This window comes from Leptolyngbya sp. CCY15150 (genome assembly GCF_016888135.1).
Lineage (GTDB): Bacteria > Cyanobacteriota > Cyanobacteriia > RECH01 > RECH01 > RECH01.
Genome location: NZ_JACSWB010000136.1, coordinates 1 through 17620, shown reverse-complemented (window position 1 = coordinate 17620; position 17620 = coordinate 1). Strand labels below are relative to the sequence as shown.

At 52.3% G+C, this 17620-nt stretch carries 16 protein-coding genes and 1 pseudogene; 11 read left to right on the top strand and 6 right to left on the bottom strand.

What is annotated here, in order from left to right; genetic code table 11:
* Positions 1-69 precede the first annotated feature (69 nt).
* From JUJ53_RS04195 to JUJ53_RS04170, 6 genes and pseudogenes are all read right to left on the bottom strand, one after another.
* A complete protein-coding gene (locus tag JUJ53_RS04195) occupies positions 70-234 on the bottom strand; it encodes a PIN domain-containing protein (protein ID WP_204150729.1) in 165 nt (54 codons plus the stop codon).
* Positions 235-242: 8 nt separating this feature from the next.
* Complete coding sequence (locus tag JUJ53_RS04190; RefSeq protein ID WP_204150728.1) at positions 243-482, bottom strand: DUF2281 domain-containing protein; 240 nt, start codon at positions 480-482, stop codon at positions 243-245.
* Positions 483-528: 46 nt separating this feature from the next.
* Positions 529-1134, bottom strand: coding sequence for a Uma2 family endonuclease (locus tag JUJ53_RS04185; protein ID WP_204150727.1), 606 nt, complete (start codon positions 1132-1134; stop codon positions 529-531).
* Positions 1135-1136: 2 nt separating this feature from the next.
* Positions 1137-1718: a Uma2 family endonuclease gene (locus tag JUJ53_RS04180; protein WP_204150726.1), complete on the bottom strand. Its 582-nt coding sequence runs from the start codon at positions 1716-1718 to the stop codon at positions 1137-1139.
* A gap of 174 nt (positions 1719-1892) precedes the next feature.
* Positions 1893-2369, bottom strand: a pseudogene (locus tag JUJ53_RS04175) (type IIL restriction-modification enzyme MmeI); the annotation flags it as partial.
* A gap of 85 nt (positions 2370-2454) precedes the next feature.
* Positions 2455-3036, bottom strand: a complete 582-nt coding sequence (locus tag JUJ53_RS04170; protein WP_204150725.1) for a recombinase family protein — start codon at positions 3034-3036, stop codon at positions 2455-2457.
* 178 nt (positions 3037-3214) lie between these two features.
* Between JUJ53_RS04170 and JUJ53_RS04165 the strand changes: the two genes are divergently transcribed.
* The 11 genes from JUJ53_RS04165 to JUJ53_RS04115 all read left to right on the top strand — a co-directional run bounded on the left by JUJ53_RS04165 (position 3215) and on the right by JUJ53_RS04115 (position 17570).
* Positions 3215-3415, top strand: a complete 201-nt coding sequence (locus JUJ53_RS04165) for a hypothetical protein (protein ID WP_204150724.1) — start codon at positions 3215-3217, stop codon at positions 3413-3415.
* A 1-nt stretch (position 3416) separates the two neighbouring features.
* Complete coding sequence (locus JUJ53_RS04160) at positions 3417-4337, top strand: ParB/RepB/Spo0J family partition protein (protein ID WP_239124765.1); 921 nt, start codon at positions 3417-3419, stop codon at positions 4335-4337.
* 34 nt (positions 4338-4371) lie between these two features.
* On the top strand, positions 4372-6906 hold the full coding sequence (locus JUJ53_RS04155) for a COR domain-containing protein (protein ID WP_204150723.1): 2535 nt from the start codon (positions 4372-4374) through the stop codon (positions 6904-6906).
* 25 nt (positions 6907-6931) lie between these two features.
* Complete coding sequence (locus tag JUJ53_RS04150; protein ID WP_204150722.1) at positions 6932-7843, top strand: hypothetical protein; 912 nt, start codon at positions 6932-6934, stop codon at positions 7841-7843.
* Between the two features lie 157 nt (positions 7844-8000).
* Complete coding sequence (locus JUJ53_RS04145) at positions 8001-9482, top strand: class I SAM-dependent DNA methyltransferase (RefSeq protein WP_204150721.1); 1482 nt, start codon at positions 8001-8003, stop codon at positions 9480-9482.
* A gap of 32 nt (positions 9483-9514) precedes the next feature.
* Positions 9515-9748, top strand: a complete 234-nt coding sequence (locus JUJ53_RS04140) for a DUF433 domain-containing protein (protein WP_204150720.1) — start codon at positions 9515-9517, stop codon at positions 9746-9748.
* A 118-nt stretch (positions 9749-9866) separates the two neighbouring features.
* Complete coding sequence (locus JUJ53_RS04135; protein WP_204150719.1) at positions 9867-11057, top strand: restriction endonuclease subunit S; 1191 nt, start codon at positions 9867-9869, stop codon at positions 11055-11057.
* 253 nt (positions 11058-11310) lie between these two features.
* A complete protein-coding gene (locus JUJ53_RS04130) occupies positions 11311-14739 on the top strand; it encodes a DEAD/DEAH box helicase family protein (RefSeq protein WP_204150718.1) in 3429 nt (1142 codons plus the stop codon).
* A 187-nt stretch (positions 14740-14926) separates the two neighbouring features.
* A complete protein-coding gene (locus JUJ53_RS04125) occupies positions 14927-17050 on the top strand; it encodes an NACHT domain-containing protein (RefSeq protein ID WP_204150717.1) in 2124 nt (707 codons plus the stop codon).
* Positions 17002-17328: a hypothetical protein gene (locus tag JUJ53_RS04120; RefSeq protein WP_204150716.1), complete on the top strand. Its 327-nt coding sequence runs from the start codon at positions 17002-17004 to the stop codon at positions 17326-17328. Before JUJ53_RS04125 ends, JUJ53_RS04120 begins: the two co-directional genes overlap by 49 nt.
* A gap of 5 nt (positions 17329-17333) precedes the next feature.
* Complete coding sequence (locus JUJ53_RS04115) at positions 17334-17570, top strand: hypothetical protein (protein WP_204150715.1); 237 nt, start codon at positions 17334-17336, stop codon at positions 17568-17570.
* Positions 17571-17620 lie beyond the last annotated feature (50 nt).

The window sequence follows — 17620 nt, the reverse complement described above, 5'->3', positions numbered from 1 at the left end:
TTTGTCCGCAACTCAGCGTAGGTCATTTTCATCGGCTCACCCTAGTCTAGGCTCCTAGTAACGATTCTATCAGCTCAATTTCCGATAAGGTCTATTGGTGATGGTGGTAGCCGCAACATAACCTGCTAAATTGCCACGTTCAATTTGCTCGAAGATGAGAACTGCATTCTCGACAAAGGGTTGCCGCTCCAGGATGAGGTCTAAGACGATGTTGGTGTCGATGAGAATTTTCACGGGCAGGCTTACTGATATTTTTGGGTCAGGTAGTCGGTGTAGTCGGTTTGCAGTTCCTGATCGCTAGGGGCTGGTTCGGGCCGTTTAGCGATGCCCCGCAGTCCGGTAAGGGTTCCAGGAGGGATGACTTGAGGTTGAGGGGAGGGGAGTTGTTTTTGGTGGAGAAATTCGGCGAAGTGAAGAACTTCGTTGATTTGGTTCTCCGAGAAGTTTTGGATTAACTGGTAGAGTTTCTCGGAAGCAGTCATGGGGTCTGGGAAGTGCATGGGGTTGTACTTGTGTATGATTCCTCTGTTAACGAGGCAAGATATCGTCTAGGCGGAGTTGTAAGTTGGGCAATAGTCCCGAAGCGATCGCCTCGCCGAGTCGATATTGCTGCTGACGATACTCATCTCTATCCAATTGACAAAGGGTGAAGGTTGGTTGTTTTGGTTTGCCAATGAAGGCGATGCCACCTAGCCCACGATAATCAACAATCCAATATTCGGGGATGCCTAACAGTGCATATTCTTCAAGCTTGCGGGCGTAGTCTGTTTCCCAGTTGGTGCTGACCACCTCAACCACCAGTTTGATGGAGCGACCGGATGTAATCACAGATTGCCGCTGCCAGAGGGGTTCATTGTCTAAGAGGGTTTCGTCGAGGACGATAATGTCGGGACGACGAGCGGTGGCGACATCTGCGAAGGGTTGAATCAAGCAGGTGCGGGGACTAAACCAGGGATAGTTGGCATTTGTGATGGCAATCCCAATTTGCATGGCAAGCTTACCACTCACGGTTTCATGGGCCCCGGTCAGTGACCTGTCAATCAGTTCTCCATCGGCAAGCTCGTAGCGGGAATCATCGCCGTATTGGGCAATAAATTGAGCAACGGTGAGGGTTTGGGTGGGGGTGTAAGTCATCGCTAAAGTGTGACCTCTGAAAAGTCAATCCCACGATAAACTTGCTCAATGGGAAAACTCAAATTGACCGATTGCCATTCCACGATATCTCCAGCCCGATAATTGATAATTTCCCACCGCCCGTCATTGCCTTTGCGGTAAAGGTCGATCGCAATTTCCTGAGAACTAACCAAGACATAATCTTGCAATTGTGGATTCTGGCGATAGCGAAAAAACTTGTTGCCCCGGTCGTAAGCTTCTGTACTCTCAGACAAAACTTCAGCGATTAGGCAAGGATAGGTAATATATTGCGTTGTAGTTTTATCTCTGGGGTCACAGCTAACACTGGCATCAGGATAGGTGTAATCATTGGTTCCTGCCAGATTAACCCTGCAATCAGAGTTAAAGACTCGACAACTGCCATTAGACAAGTGATTATCCAAGAAAGCCGCAACTTTTAAGGCAATCCGGCTGTGATTTTGGGTTCCTCCACTCATGGCAAAAACTTCGCCATTGATGTACTCGTGGCGACATAATTGCTGCTCTTCCCAAGCGAAATATTCAGTGGGTGTTAACTTGGGAGAATGGCTCGGAACTGCAATCATGACTCTATCCTCCAAGGGTCTGTTCTAATGCTAACATCACCCCTCTAGGGGGAATCTAATTGGTCATAAAGCGCGATCGCATCCTCATCTTTTCGGTTCACGCTTGGCTGGCTTTTTCGATGATGCCTGCTGGCTGGTCATTTTGGTATAAAGCTCAAAAAGCTTCTCCAGCCGTTCCTTCAGCAGTTCGATGTAGAGACGATTGAGGCGACCCGTCGCCTTAATATCAAACGCATTCTCCCGAATCTGCCGAACCGTCGTAATGCCCGCCAGCGGCAAGAAAAACCCGAAGTGGTCATGAAACTGGGGGTAGTCGCAGGGGATAGTTTCGCCCTCCACCAGGTTTTCGGCCTCCAGCGTCTTACCATCCGTCGCCAAAATAAATTTAGCCTTGTATTTGCTGGTGGCCGAACTCTCCCGCAGCGCCGTGAGGGTTGCCGTCACCTCCCCCTCTGGGTACACCTTCAGGTGAATATTGTTGCGCTGAAGCACGCCCCCCAGATCAGACTGGTTTGAGCTGCCACTCTTGAGCTTCTTGATCGTCGTCGGCTTGTTGCCAAACGCTTCAAGAAACGCAAGGGGAAATGCCTCCGGGTCGAACGGCGCGCCCGCGAGCTGAAAAACAGCCTCTTCAATCTCAACGGCATTCATACTCAGACCACTAATAGCTCAAGGACAGTAGCACAAAGACTCCATAACCACCTCACAATACAACGATCACCTGAAGGCGATCGCATCATCCCTTAGAACCTTCGGGGCTAACAAGCCGCTGAACAGTTCCCAAGGATAGCCCTGTAGTTCTGGCAATCTTGCGGAATGAATGCCCTTCATCCCTCATCTCTAGGACAAGGTGAGCCTGTTCAGCGGTGTAGGACTTGGGGCGGCCGCCTAACGTTTTGCCCTGCGACCGTCGGTAAGCGATCGACTCCAGGGTACGCTCTCGGATCAGTTCCCGCTCAACCTCAGCAAGTCCAGTCAGCAGCCCGATGATCACAGGTGCCATCTTCCCTAGCCCCTTGGTGTTGATCAGTCCGTCCAACGTCTCCACATAGACCCCATCTTGCTGTAACGAGTGCAGCCGATTCACCACTTCGACTTGGGTACGCCCTAGGCGATCGAGCTTTGGGACTACCAGGGTATCGCCCTTGCTGAGTTCTGCTAGGCAGGCTTGAAGCTGCGGGCGATCGCTTTCCTTTGTTCTGGTGGAGATCCGCTCATGGAACACCAGGGCGCAACCGGCATTTTTCAGAACCTCAACTTGCCCCTGTTCATCCTGCGATTCAGTGCTGACCCTTGCGTACCCGATCCGTCTTGCCATGGTTCGTTTGTACTCTTGTATCGGTTGGTTGCCCTTTTGATACTCTAATTTTAACACAAGGTTTCGATACAGTGTTTTGAAACACCTAGAACCTAGTAAGCTCGTTAGGCTGATCAAAACTGGCACACTGTATCGTAAGCGTCCGGTAAAAATACAGTTCAACTGAGTACAATTGCTTATGAAAAGCGTATCGGAACTGCGATCGCCCTTGATCGAAGTCGCTACGGTTTCACCCCTAGCAACTGTATTTGACCCCATCCCACGGGCGACAGCCTTTGCGGATGCGGCCATGTCACTCCAGCCCTTAGCCGTGTATGCGCCAAAACATCCTGGTGTTCAAGCTTTGAACGCGATCGCATCTGGACTAGAGGAGAACTAATATGCCACGCAAAAAACTCCAGGCTCCGAAGATGAAGGGTGTTGAAGACTTGTTCATTATGGATGTGAGTCAATCGCAGCCCCATACGGTGTCAGTGGATAGTATTCGCTTGCCGGTTCGCCAACCCCGCCGCTACTTCGATGAAGAAAAGCTGGCGCAGCTCACGGCGTCGGTGAAAGAGTACGGCATCTTAGAACCGCTATTGGTGCGTCCGTTGCATAGCGGATTGTATGAGTTGGTGGCAGGCGATCGCCGGTTGCGGGCCGCCCAACAGGCTAATTTGAAGGATGTTCCGATCATTTCCCGTGAGTTAAGCGATAAACAGGCGATTCAGCTTGCCCTGATCGAAAACCTCCAGCGGGAAGGCCTGAACCCAGTGGAAGAAACGGAAGGGGTGCTGGCTCTGCTGAGCCTGGAACTAGACATTGAGAGAGATGCTGTAGTGGCGCTACTGCACCGATCTGAAACGGCACGTCGCCGGGGACAACGATTGCCGGATGGTGTTATGCGTCAGATTGAACAGATTGACCAAGTTTTTGCTAAGTTAGGGCATCTGACGGCAGACAGCTTTCGTTCCAATTGCCTACCGATCCTAAATCTGCCGGACGATGTTCTGTCGGTCTTGCAAGAGGGGAAGATTGCCTACACCAAAGCGATAACGATCGCCCGCTTAAAGGACAAACGGAAACGCACCAAGTTATTGAAGGAAGCGCTCGATCTAAAACTGAGCCTCAGTGAGAGTCGGGCGCGTCTGCAGGGACTCATGCCCGATCCCGAACAAACGCCGCTGCGGATCTTATCTCAGCGCTGGACTGCGATCGGGAAGCAACTGAAAAAGTCGGAGGTCTGGCGCGATCGCTCCACCCAGGAACGGATTACGGAACTGTTGGATGAACTGGAGCAGTTGACGGCGAAGGGATAGTAAATGAGCCGCAGAGCAACGGGAGGCACGGATGATGGAGCACGGCGATGTACTGAAAAAAATTCGGGGCGCGGCTGAATCAGGAGCGACAACGCTGTATTTGGGCGGAAATCGGTTGAGCAGCCTGCCGCCGGAGATTGTCCAACTGAGCCAACTGACAGAGCTGTATTTGAGCGGAAATCAGTTGAGCAGCCTGCCGCCGGAGATTGTCCAACTGAGCCAACTGACAACGCTGTATTTGAACGGAAATCAGTTGAGCAGCCTGCCGCCGGAGATTGTCCAACTGAGCCAACTGACAAGGCTGGATTTGAGCGACAATCAGTTGAGCAGCCTGCCGCCGGAGATTGTCCAACTGAGCCAACTGACAGAGCTGGATTTGAGCGACAATCAGTTGAGCAGCCTGCCGCCGGAGATTGTCCAACTGAGCCAACTGACAACGCTGGATTTGAGCGACAATCAGTTGAGCAGCCTGCCGCCGGAGATTGGACAACTGAGCCAACTGACAAGGCTGGATTTGAGCGGAAACCCCCTCCCGATCGCGCCAGAAATTTTGGGGCCGAAGCAATCGTATAAAGCTCCTGGAGATGTGCGTACCATTCTTCGGGTGTATTTTGCCACCCAGGAGGCAGATGCAACCGAGCCACTATATGAGGCTAAGTTTTTGATTGTCGGCGAAGGGGGAGCTGGCAAAACCTCTCTGGCCAAAAAGATCCAAAATCCAAACTATGCGCTAGATCCTGATGAAGCGTCCACCCACGGCATTGAGGTGATCCAATGGCGATTTCCCACCGATGATGGGCATGAGTTTCGGGTCAATCTGTGGGACTTTGGCGGACAGGAAATCTATCACCAAACCCATCAATTTTTCTTGACCCGCCGTGCCCTCTATGCCCTGGTTGCCGACGATCGCAAAGAAAATACCGACTTTCCCTTTTGGCTCAGTTCCATCGAACTATTCGGCGGCGATAGTCCAGTGCTGGTGATTCAAAATCAGAAAAGCGATCGCCCCTGCAATGTCAATCAGCAACAGCTCCGGGGCGATTTTCCCTACATCAAAGACTTTTATGACACCAATCTCAAAACCGGGCGCGGTCTAGACGACATTAAAGCCGCCATTCGCTACTACATTTCCAAGCTCGATCGCATCGGTATACCCCTGCCACGGGAATGGGTGCGCGTCCGCTATGCCCTCGAAAACGATGCCCGCAAACTCATTGACCAACGGGACTATTTCGAGCTGTGCCAACGCAATGGTGTGAGCGATCGTCAGGAAATGCTGAGCATCAGCGCCTTTTTGCACGAACTGGGTATCTGCCTGCACTTCCAGCGCGATCCCATCCTCAAACACCTGGTGATCCTGCGTCCCGACTGGGCTACCAATGCGGTCTATGCCATCACCACCAATCCCGACATCGCGGAAAATAAGGGGAGATTTACTCGCAGTGATGTCCAGACGATTTGGCAGAAATCGACCTATGCCAACCTGGAAGACGAACTGCTCCAGCTCATGCAGAACTTTAATCTGTGCTACCCCATCCCCGGCCTCGCCGATCGCTACATCGCCCCCCAACTGCTCGACTTCACCCCACCCGCCTACACCTGGGACATCGCCCATGCCCTCACCCTGCGCTACGAATATGACTTCATGCCCAAAGGCATCATCACCCAGCTCATCGTGCGGCTCTACCGCTGGATTGAGCAACAGCAACTCGTCTGGCGTAGCGGTGCCGTGTTCAACAACGGTCGCGCCCGCGTCGAAGTCATCGAAACCTATCGTCCCTACAAAGGTGAATTGCGTATTCGTGTATCGGGCGTGCATTCCAAAGAACTGCTGAGCATCATTGCCAACGAAATTGACCAGATCAATGCTGCCTTCGAGAAAATCAAAGTCTCCAAAAAAATTCCCTGCATCTGCGAGGAGTGCCAGACCGATCCGTCCCCCCATTTTTTCCTAATGAGAACCCTAGACCGCTACCTCGAAAAACGTCGGTATGACATCACCTGTGATAAAAGCTGCCGAGATGTGAATGTCCGAGAACTAACCGCCGTACTGTCCCCGTCTGACGCTCGATTCGCGCCAGATGAACGCGCCCAACAAGAACGCTTCGAGCAACTTAAACACCAACACGTTGAACAATACACCGCCCAGCCCATGTCAGATTCTAAATACAACTTCAACAATGTCCAGAACGTTCAGATTGTGGAAAACACTAGCGGCGGCGATGCCGTCATCCACAAGTACGCGAACGATCCCAACATCAAAACAGCCCTAGACTCCATCCTCGAACTGCTGGAACACCTGCAAACCCAGCACCCAAACACCCCGCCCGCCGAAGCCGAAACCGTACTGAATGCTGAACTGGTTACTCTCCAGCGAGAACAGCCATCGCGTTGGCAGAAATTGCAGCAACAGTTCCGCCAGCTTCCCAAGGATTTGCGCAACCCAGCCCGCTTGAAGCAGGCCAGTCAATCCGCCTTGGTGCAGGTGACGACTGACTTGACTGACAATGTGTTTTTGAATGTGCTAGTCGCTTTCTTGGATGGATTATCGGACGACCCCGAAACGTGAAGACGATGGCTCAGGAGGCAAGGATATGACCATTCCCGATCTCGGTTCCCTAGTTGACGTGAATCTCCGCGATGCCTGGCACCACGAAGCCCATAGCTTCACCCCTTGGCTGGCGGCCCACCTCGATGCGCTAGCGGCAAAAATCGGCATTCCGCTAGAGCTGGAAGGGCAAGAGGTGGCGGTTGAATCTTTTTCTGCCGACATATTGGCCCGCAATCCCCAAGATGACTCGCTGGTGTTGATCGAGAATCAGCTTGAGGGCAGTGACCACACTCACTTAGGGCAAATCATGACCTACTTGGCGGGGCTGAATGCTCACACAATCATCTGGGTGGCGGCGGCATTTCGAGAGCCACACCTATCGGCGCTGCGCTGGCTGAATGACAATACGGACGAAGCGTTTGCATTTTTTGCGGTGCAGGTCAGGGCGGTACGGATTGATGACTCGCCCATTGCGCCAATTTTTGAGGTATTGATCCGCCCAAACCATTGGGAGCGCCAACTCCAAGCTATCTCAAAATCAACGGGTGAACTCTCGCCCACCGGACAGTTCCGTAACGCTTTTTGGACACACTACGTCGATCGCTTTCCTGATGAACAGGCCCGCTACCCAGCAGATGCGGCAACGTCTCGGTGGCGATCGCTCGATGACCTGGGGCTGAATCTGTCGCTCTACTTGTCCAAAACATCGGTGGGGCTATTTGTGCGGGGGGCACGGGGCGTCTCCACTGAAGAAGTTTATGTGCTCTTGCAGCCCCATGTGGCGCAACTGGCTGAGCGCCTGGGCGTTGAGATGGGCAGTAAATATCTATTCAGCCAGTCCTATGCTGCTGATACGACCAATGAGGCACACTGGGATGAATTGAGCGATTGGCTTCACAGCACGGCCGATGCCTATGAAACGACGCTTCGAGACATTGTGAGTAGTGCAACGTGACCCTACACCTGCCATGAGTATTGGCGCTATCAACTGGAAACGCCCCACGGTAAACGTCAACAATTCCTACAAATCAAGGGTTATCCAGATTTTTCCTAGAAAATTGGGCACAGTGGATAGTTACGTCCCCGCGATGCCCCCAATGGAGTGAAGGTGAATGATCACAGGTGAATTGAAATCCAAGGTTGATAAGCTCTGGACGACGTTTTGGAATAACGGCATCAGTAACCCACTGTCGGTGATTGAGCAAATTTCGTACCTGTTGTTCATCAAGCGGTTGGATGACCTGGAATTGGCCAAGGAGAAAGGGGCGCTGCGGCTGCGGCGTCAGGTCAAAGACCCCATGTTTTCGGCGGAGCAGCAGCACCTTCGGTGGTCGCAGTTCAAGAACCAAGATGCTGAGACGATGTTGGCGATCGTGCGGGATGAGGCATTTCCCTTTATCAAAACAATGGGCAAGGCGATCGAGGGCAGCACCTATACCAAGCACATGAAGGATGCGGTGTTTTTGATTGCGTCGCCAGCGTTGTTAGCGGCGGTGATTGACCAGATTGAGCAAATTCCGATGGAGGATCGGGATACCCAGGGCGACCTCTATGAATATATGCTGTCGAAACTCAGCACGGCAGGCACAAATGGGCAGTTTCGCACGCCGCGCCACATCATCAAAATGATGGTGGAATTGATGGCTCCGGGGGCGCGGGATGTGATTTGTGATCCGGCTTGTGGAACAGCGGGCTTTCTGGTGGCGGCGGCGGAGTATGTGCGCGGGTTGAAGACTGAGGACGGCGGTGATGTGCTGAATGCGCCGGGCAATCGTGAGCATTTCAACCATGAGATGTTTCACGGATTTGATTTTGATGCAACGATGCTGCGGATCGGCAGTATGAACCTGATGCTGCACGGCATTGAGCAGCCCATTATCGAGGCGCGGGATTCGCTGGCGGAGGATCATGCGGGGGTGAAGGACTGCTTCACGATGATTTTGGCGAATCCGCCGTTTAAGGGGTCGTTGGAACAATCGACGATCGCCAAGGATCTGACTCAGGTGATCAAAACCACGAAGACGGAGCTATTGTTTATTCCGCTGTTTTTGCGGTTGCTGAAAACCGGGGGCAAGGGGGCGGTAATTGTGCCGGATGGGGTTTTGTTTGGTTCCTCGAAGGCGCATCAGGAAATCCGCGAGGTGTTGGTGGAAAACCATAAGCTGGATGGCGTGATTTCGATGCCGTCGGGGGTGTTCAAGCCCTATGCCGGGGTTTCGACGGCGATCTTGATGTTTACGAAGGTGGGGGTGAAGGCGAAGGGCACGGATTTTGTTTGGTTCTATGACATGACGGCGGATGGGTTATCGCTGGATGATAAGCGGCAGCCGGTGGCGGCGAATGATATTCCTGATATTGTGACCCAGTGGCAGCAGCGTGACCCGCAGCAGGAGAGCGATCGCACCGCGAAGGCGTTTTTTGTGCCGCGTGAGGAGATTGCGGCAAATGCCTATGATCTGTCGATTAATCGCTATAAGGAAATTGAGTATGAGGAGGTGCAGTACGAGCCGCCGCTGGTGATTCTGAAAACGCTGCGATCGCTGGAGGATGAGATTCGCCAGGATTTGGATGCGCTGGAGGAGATGCTGCGATAATGAAGAAACGCTCTGACTTGAGAGGCTAAATCATGGTGGATAAAGGATCACTGCTGGAGCGCATTACCCAAACACCGGGAAAGTGTGGTGGACGGCCTTGCATTCGAGGGATGCGAATTCGAGTGAGCGATATTTTGGAAACTCTTGCAGATAATGTCTCAGCGGCGGAAATTCTGGCAGATTTTCCCGATTTGGAGCCAGAGGATATTCAAGCCTGTTTGTTGTTTGCTGCGATGCGGATCGATTTTCCCAAGGTGCTGGTATGACTTTTTGGCTGAATGCCCAACTGCCGCCCAGCATGGCTCGTTGGCTGGCTGCGACGTTTGGCGTGAGTGTGGTGACACTCTATTCGAGGTGGCATTTGAGTCGTTGACAGGAAGCTGAATGGCGGATGGTTGGGCAAAGGTTGGATGTGTTAGTGAGGATATTGGGATGAGTCTAGCTTCTTGTTGGCCTGTAGTTGCTCTTGGCGAAGTAGTTGATAATAAGAATTCAAAGCGAATCCCTCTCAAGCAGTCAGATCGTGCAGCCCAGTCAGGTGAGTATCCTTACTATGGTGCATCTGGGATTATAGATTATGTAGATGAATATTTATTTGAAGGCCCACATTTGCTAATCGGGGAAGATGGAGCAAACTTACTTTCTCGCTCTACTCCTATTGCTTTTATGGCGTCTGGTAAATTTTGGGTCAATAACCACGCGCACGTTCTTGGCGCAACTGAATATATTAACCTTAGATTTCTTGAATATTTCTTTAAAACTCTTGATTTAGAGCCTTATGTAACAGGTTCAGCACAACCCAAGCTTAATCGCAAGAATTTAGATAGAATCCCAATCCCCCTACCCCCGATCGCAGAACAGAAACGAATTGCGGCGATTTTGGACAAGGCGGACTCGGTGCGACGGAAGCGCAAAGAGGCGATCGCCCTTACCGAAGAATTGTTGCGATCGGCGTTCCTAGAGATGTTCGGCGATCCCTTCACCAACCCGAAAGGGTGGGAAATGAAGGTTTTGCATGAAGTGCTTGATCTCATTACCTATGGACTAACTGTAAGGCCTAAATATCATGATGTAGGAATTCCACTGGTTTCAGGAACACAAATTAGACATGGAACGGTAGATTTAGTTGGTGCTCCTCATATTTCACGCGAGGATTATAAAAAACTTTCAGATAAGAGTAAAGCAAAATGCAGAGACATTTTATTTGCTAAGACTGGTGCTATTGGACATTGTGCGATGTTAGAGGTTAATCAAGAAGTCGCAGTAGCACAAAACATAGCTCGTCTCGTGTTCAAGGAAGATGAAATCAACCCACTTTTTGCACTTCACTATCTTCGGACAAAATTTGTTCAGGATTTAGCGAAGAGGCAGGCAAAGGGTAATGCTGTTCAAGATCTTCAGCTAGGAGAAATGAAAAAGTTCCCCATCCCAGTTCCTCCTATCCAAACACAAGAAGAATTTGCTAAGGCTTGTCTTCAAATAGAGCAATTGATTGAGCATAATTCAAACGAATATGATCTGACTGATATTCTCTTCAACTCCCTTCTACAACGCGCTTTTCGTGGTGAACTATAGACATGAGCCAGTCATTCAACGCCAACACTCAGCCCAAGCGCTCCAGCACAATGATCTGAACACCGCCGGATCACTCGCCCGCCGCGATCAGTTGAGCGCGATCGGGGTCTAGATGTCGTCGGAGGGGGGAGCGATCGCTGCAAACCAGTACCCCACGATAGGATGAGGGAGCGATCGCGCCACCAACTTACCTAACCGTGTAGCACTCCGCCATCTATTGGGAACCCTAGGCAATAGCTCCGAGAACACTCCCATGCCACCCACCAACTTCGCCTTCCTCCGTCCCGCCTTTCCGACCCTCTACAACCACGCCACCCACGCCGAGCGGTTGATTTATGCTGCCCCCCGCGCCAGTTGCTTCTATACCCGCTTCGCCCTAGAGCAAACCGTCCTGTGGCTGTATGAAAACGACCCAAACCTGCGCCTACCCTACGAAAATAGTCTGAGCGCCCTGATCCATGAACCCAGCTTCAAGCGCATCATCAACCCCGGACTATTCCCAAAAATTCGACTGATTCAACAACTGGGTAACAAGGCCGTCCACCAATCCCGCGACGTACAGGACGACGACGCCATCCGCCTTATCCAAGAACTGTTTCATATCCTCTACTGGCTAGCCCGCACCTATAGCCGCCGTGGGTGCGACCTGCCGAATTTGATATTCGATCGCGCCAACATTCCCCAACCGGCCGACCCCAACGCCCCCACCCAAGCCGACCTCAAAACCCTCGAACAACAGCTTTCAGAAACCGACAGCCTCCGCCGCATCGAAGCCGATCGCCGCCAAAAGACCGAAGCCGAACTGGATGCCGCCCGCGCCGAAATTGCTGCCCTGCGCCAAGCTAACGAAGCCGCCACCGACCCCCACGACTACAACGAAGCCGAGACCCGCCGCCTGCTCATTGACGTATTGCTGCGGGAAGCCGGATGGAACCCCAGCGACCCCAACGCCACCGAAGTAGAAGTGCAGGGAATGCCCACCCCCGACAACGGCAACACCGGCCGCGGCTTCGTGGACTATGTGCTGTGGGGCGATGATGGCAAACCCCTGGCGATCGTGGAAGCCAAACGCACCAGCACACGCCCCGAAGTGGGCAAACACCAAGCCAAACTCTATGCCGACTGCCTAGAGCAACGCTATGGCCAACGCCCGCTCATTTTCTACAGCAACGGCTATGAAACCTGGCTCTGGGACGATCGCGCCTACCCACCGCGCCAAGTCCTGGGCTTCCTGAAAAAAGACGAGCTGGAACGCATCATCTTTCGCCGCACCCACCGCAAACGCCTCAGCGCCACCCCCATCAACGAGGCGATCGCCGGTCGCCCTTACCAAACCGAAGCCATCCGCCGCATCACCGAAACCCTGGAAGCCGAACAATGCCGCAAAGCCCTGTTAGTCAAAGCCACCGGCACCGGCAAAACCCGAACCGCGATCGCCCTAGTTGACCTCCTCAAACGCGCCAACTGGGTGCGCCGCGTCCTATTCCTAGCCGATCGCAAATCCCTCGTCCGCCAAGCCTATCGCGCCTTCAAAACCCACCTGCCCACCGTCACCCCCATCAACCTGCTGCTGACCAAAGACATCAGCGGCGGTGATGTCATCCTGTCCACCTACCCCACCATCCTCAACGCCATCAACCGCACCGACGACGGCGATCGCCCGATGGGGGTGGGCTACTTCGACCTGGTGATCGTCGATGAAGCCCACCGCTCCATTTACAAAAAATACGGCGAAATCTTCGACTACTTTGATGCTTTTCTGATTGGACTGACCGCTACCCCCCGCTCCGAAGTCGATCGCGATACCTATCGCATCTTTGAACTCCAGCAGGGCGTTCCCACCTTCGCCTACGAACTGGATGATGCCGTCAACGATGGCCATCTGGTGCCGCCCAAGGGCGTAGACGTGCCGTTCAAATTCCTGCGTACCGGCATCAAATACAGCGACCTCAGCCCCGACGAACAGTTGGACTACGAAGAAAAATTCCGCGACGAAACCGGTGCAATCCCCACCGAAATCAACGCCGCCGCCCTGAATCAGTGGTTGTTCAATATCGAAACCGTTGATAAAGCTCTAGAAGTGCTGATGCAGCGCGGTCTGAAAGTGAACAGCGGCGATCGCCTCGGCAAAACCATCATCTTTGCCCGCAACCATGCCCACGCTCAATTTATCTGCGATCGCTTCAATGCCAGCTATCCCCACTACAACGGTCACTTCGCCCAGGTGATCGATAGCCAGAATCCCTATTCAGAAACCCTGCTGGATGACTTTTCTGATCCAAATAAAGACCCCGCGATCGCCATCTCCGTTGATATGCTCGACACCGGCGTAGACGTGCCCGAAGTCGTCAACCTGGTGTTTTTCAAACCCGTGTTCTCGCGGGTCAAATTCAACCAAATGATTGGCCGCGGCACCCGCCTCTGTCCTGACCTGTTTGGCCCCGACCAGCCCAAAACCCACTTCCTAGTCTTCGACCTCTGCGGCAACTTTGAATACTTCAGCCAAACCATCCCCGAAACCGATCAGAAACTGGCCGAATCCCTCACCACCCGCTTGGTCAAGCATCGCCTGGAATTAGCAGTCAAGCTCACCGAAGCGAACACCACACCCGATCCAGCCTCATCGCCCCTCGATGCCCTCCGCACCGGCTTGCTGGACGACCTGCATCGCCATGTGGACACCATGCCCCGCGAAAACTTCATCGTGCGCCGCCACCTGGAACCGATCGAATCCTTTGCCAACCGCGATCGCTGGAATGCCCTCAGCGACAACGACATCACCACCATCGCCGAAACCCTCGCCCCCCTGCCCAACGGCCTACCCAACGAAGACCCCCTCGCCAAAGAATTTGACCTGCTTTGCCTCAAGCTCCAGCTTGCCATCCTCAAAACCTCCGGCAGCTACGAACGATTGCGCGATCGCATTCGAGACATCCTCAGCGTGCTGGAAACCAAACCCGACATTCCCATGATCAACGCGCACCTGGCCTTCATCCAAGCCGTGCAGGAAGAACAATGGTGGAGCGGCGTCACCCTGCCGATGGTGGAAGAGATCCGGCAACGCATTCGGGATCTAGTCAAATTCATCGAACGCCAGCAGCAAAAAACCGTGATTACCGACTTTGCCGATGAACTGGGCGAAGTCCAAGACGTGGACGTACCCACCTACCAAACCGGCTTCAGCCCCTACCAATATCGCAAAAAAGTCGAAGCCTACATTCACGCCAACGAAAACCATGTGGCGATCGCCAAACTCAAACGCAACACCCCTCTCACCGACGCCGACCTCTCCGAACTGGAAGCCATGCTGTTCGCCGCCGATGAAATCGAAAGCCGCGAACGGTTTGAAACCGTGTTTGGCAAAACCAAAAGCCTGAAACGCTTGATTCGTGAAATCGTCGGACTCGATCGCATCGCCGCCAAAGCCGCCTTCGCCACCTACCTAGAAGGCACCACTTTATCCGCCAACCAAATCCGCTTTATCGAGAACATCATCGACTATCTGACCCAGCACGGCATCATGGATCCGGGAATGCTGTACGAATCACCCTATACCGATACCCATCCCGAAGGGCTAGATGGTCTATTCCGCAATAACGACGCCGATAATATTATCTCGATTATCGAAGCATTCAATACGGCGGTGGATGTGGACTTTTCGGAAGATGCGGCGTCTGCTTGATGGGGCATGGTAGGGGCGATCGCCCTGCTATCCAAATCACACCAATCTTAGGCACTGGCTGAAAGCCGTCTGGGACAAGCTCTCCATTCCCCGTGCGAAGGAGTTTCAGCCTACCGTACATTAGCCATTCGTCTCTTCAAGAAAAAAAGAACATACTAGGAACAAGAATTCTCATTTCATTAGCCCCATGCTAGAAACCGTTGTTGGCGCGATCGCAGGCCCCATCTTTGAGCAGGTCTTCAAAGTGGGGAAATTTGTTACGGATGACATGGAGAAGACAAAACGCAATGTCAACGACATCAACAAACGTTTAGCCGCCTGTCAGAAATACGAGCAGCGCTACCGCGATCGCCACGGACGGATCAAAATCATGCCCGGATTGATGAAAGAGGACGTACCGCTGGAGTCTGTCTACACGGCCATCAAGCTGCTAGATGACAGAAGCCGTCGATACTTTCGCACCGAGCAAGACTTGGAAGAAGCCTATCGTCAGTCAGCACGTCGGAGTTTTCAATTAGGAACGGGTAAACGACATGACGGAATGGAGGTCGCTAACCAGCACCAATTTTTGATGGTTCTGGGTGCGCCAGGAATTGGGAAGTCCACATTTCTACGAAAACTGGGCATGGAAGCGCTGAAACCGGATAGTCAACTCCAGAAGGGGCAGATTCCTGTTTTCATTGAGTTGAAGACAATGAAAGACCCTGGACTCAACTTAGTTGAGGTGATTGCAAAAGAATTTGAGGTCTGTGGATTTCCTGCGGCTCAAGACTTTACGAACTGTGCCATAAGCCAGGGGAAATTACTCATTCTGTTTGATGGACTGGATGAAGTACCTACGTTGAACCTCAACCATGTCACGGAATGTATTGAAAACTTTGTTGACCAGTACGATCAAAACTGTTTTGTTGCATCCTGTCGGATTGCCGCCTATAAAAGCAGCTTCAGGCGTTTTACGGATGTCACAATTGCCGAATTTGATGATGAACAGATTGAGCAGTTCATCCGGCGTTGGTTTCACTCAGATTTGGACAACAGAGAAAAGACAGCGGACAAATATTGGCAACTCTTATCGCAGCCAGAGCACAAAGCCACTAAGGAATTAGCACAAACACCGCTCTTATTGACGTTTCTCTGCCTTGTCTATGATAGAGAGCAGATACTTCCCCCGAATCGCAGCACACTGTATGGTGATGCACTCAATATCTTGATGAAAGAGTGGTCGGCCCAAAAACGGTTGGAGCGCGACCCCATTTATGAAGGCTTTCACCCGGATCTAGAGAAGGAACTGTTAGCTCAGATTGCCTACGACAGTTTTAAGCAAGACCAACTCTTTTTCTCGAAGAAAGACATCACAGAGCGGATCGCCGAATTTCTGGCGGACACACTCAACGCGCCAAAACACTTAGACGGTGCTGCGGTGCTCAAAGCCATCGAAGTGCAGCAAGGCATACTGGTTGAACGCGCCACAAATACCTATTCCTTCTCACACTTGACGATTCAAGAGTATCTCACTGCTCAGTACATTGTTGACCAAGGGCTCGTGGATGAACTCGTTGAGCAGCATATCATCGATAAGCGATGGCGTGAGGTCTTCTTACTCGTGGCAGGGCTGCTGAGGGGGAGGATTCAGACACTTCTATCCAAAATGGAAAAGAGTGCAGGGGTGTATGCTGCCAAGAGTCAAAAAGTGGAAAACCTGATTGCTTGGGCGCAATACATTACAGACACCCAAAATGCCTCCCTGAATACCAGGGCTGCTGCATTAAGTATCGCCAGCGCCAGCAACAGAAACATCGACATCGACATCGCCAGAGCCAGCGGCATCGACATCACCATCGACATCGCCAGAGACATCGCCATCGACATCGCCAGAGCCAGAGACATCGACATCGACATCGACAGAACCAGAGCCAGAGCCAGAGACATCGACAGAGCCATCGCCATCGCCAGAGACAGCGCCAGAGACAGCGCCAGTCTTATCTATGCTATTCAAGACAACATTTTCACATCGAAGACCTTAGAAGAGTTGCCTAAAAAATTAAATCAGTTACAAGAATCAATTCCGAGAAGAGATGCACCATCTCAAGAGTGGAAAGATTGGGCTAATCGCTTGCTAGAAGCGTGGCTCAACGGGTTTAATCTCACAAAGGAAAATACTAGCTTTACAAAGGAGGAAGCTCAAACTCTAGTAAATTACCTTTACATCACCGAACTTCTCATCCGTTGCAAAGAAGCTGCGACCCGTATTTCTAAGAAAGATTGGGAAGCAATGGAGTCTCGGTTGTTGACTCTGAAGGACATCCCATAGGTGAAAACTTCAGCTACCGCTTTCAATTGGGGACGATTCTCGATTGGCTCACGGGTGCTGACCTGCTCGGAGAATTCGCGATCGCCCGCGATGTCGATCCTGATGTCTTGGTGGAGGATGCCCAATTGGCTGCACAATTCAAGCCGAGTACCCGTTGGACAGTTCCGGCTGGGTGGCTTTCTGAGGTTGAAAAGGTGGAGGGTGGCCGGGTATTCGTAACAGTCAACGGCATGAAGGATGACTACCCTCCACACCTGCTGACCCTGCTACAGGGTTAAGGCTGATGCAGTTCAGATGGCAACGGGTGATCTTTGCTGCGATCGCTGGACTGCTGCTACTGGCGATCGGTGATTTACTGCGAGTGGAACTCATGCACCGGATCAGGGTGCATCAAGCGGATGGTATGTGGTGCATCATTGCTGACCCAGACGGTAGCGTAGAGCGGCGCTATGGTGCGGCAAACTGTGGAGAATCTGAACGGGTGACAACGTCCCTAGAAGTCTTGCTGCAACAGGGATAGCGCATGAAACCCACGCTGAAAATAGAGCCGTTTATGGGGTTTGAGTGCTA

Bases quoted from the DNA above. Each gene is read 5' to 3' on its own strand.
- JUJ53_RS04140 (WP_204150720.1), top strand. From the start codon at position 9,515: ATGGTGGATAAAGGATCACTGCTGGAGCGCATTACCCAAACACCGGGA.
- JUJ53_RS04130 (WP_204150718.1), top strand. From the start codon at position 11,311: ATGCCACCCACCAACTTCGCCTTCCTCCGTCCCGCCTTTCCGACCCTC.
- JUJ53_RS04185 (WP_204150727.1), bottom strand. From the start codon at position 1,134: ATGACTTACACCCCCACCCAAACCCTCACCGTTGCTCAATTTATTGCC.
- JUJ53_RS04150 (WP_204150722.1), top strand. From the start codon at position 6,932: ATGACCATTCCCGATCTCGGTTCCCTAGTTGACGTGAATCTCCGCGAT.
- JUJ53_RS04115 (WP_204150715.1), top strand. From the start codon at position 17,334: ATGCAGTTCAGATGGCAACGGGTGATCTTTGCTGCGATCGCTGGACTG.
- JUJ53_RS04125 (WP_204150717.1), top strand. From the start codon at position 14,927: ATGCTAGAAACCGTTGTTGGCGCGATCGCAGGCCCCATCTTTGAGCAG.
- JUJ53_RS04135 (WP_204150719.1), top strand. From the start codon at position 9,867: ATGGCGGATGGTTGGGCAAAGGTTGGATGTGTTAGTGAGGATATTGGG.
- JUJ53_RS04145 (WP_204150721.1), top strand. From the start codon at position 8,001: ATGATCACAGGTGAATTGAAATCCAAGGTTGATAAGCTCTGGACGACG.
- JUJ53_RS04165 (WP_204150724.1), top strand. From the start codon at position 3,215: ATGAAAAGCGTATCGGAACTGCGATCGCCCTTGATCGAAGTCGCTACG.
- JUJ53_RS04190 (WP_204150728.1), bottom strand. From the start codon at position 482: ATGACTGCTTCCGAGAAACTCTACCAGTTAATCCAAAACTTCTCGGAG.
- JUJ53_RS04160 (WP_239124765.1), top strand. From the start codon at position 3,417: ATGCCACGCAAAAAACTCCAGGCTCCGAAGATGAAGGGTGTTGAAGAC.
- JUJ53_RS04180 (WP_204150726.1), bottom strand. From the start codon at position 1,718: ATGATTGCAGTTCCGAGCCATTCTCCCAAGTTAACACCCACTGAATAT.
- JUJ53_RS04170 (WP_204150725.1), bottom strand. From the start codon at position 3,036: ATGGCAAGACGGATCGGGTACGCAAGGGTCAGCACTGAATCGCAGGAT.
- JUJ53_RS04155 (WP_204150723.1), top strand. From the start codon at position 4,372: ATGGAGCACGGCGATGTACTGAAAAAAATTCGGGGCGCGGCTGAATCA.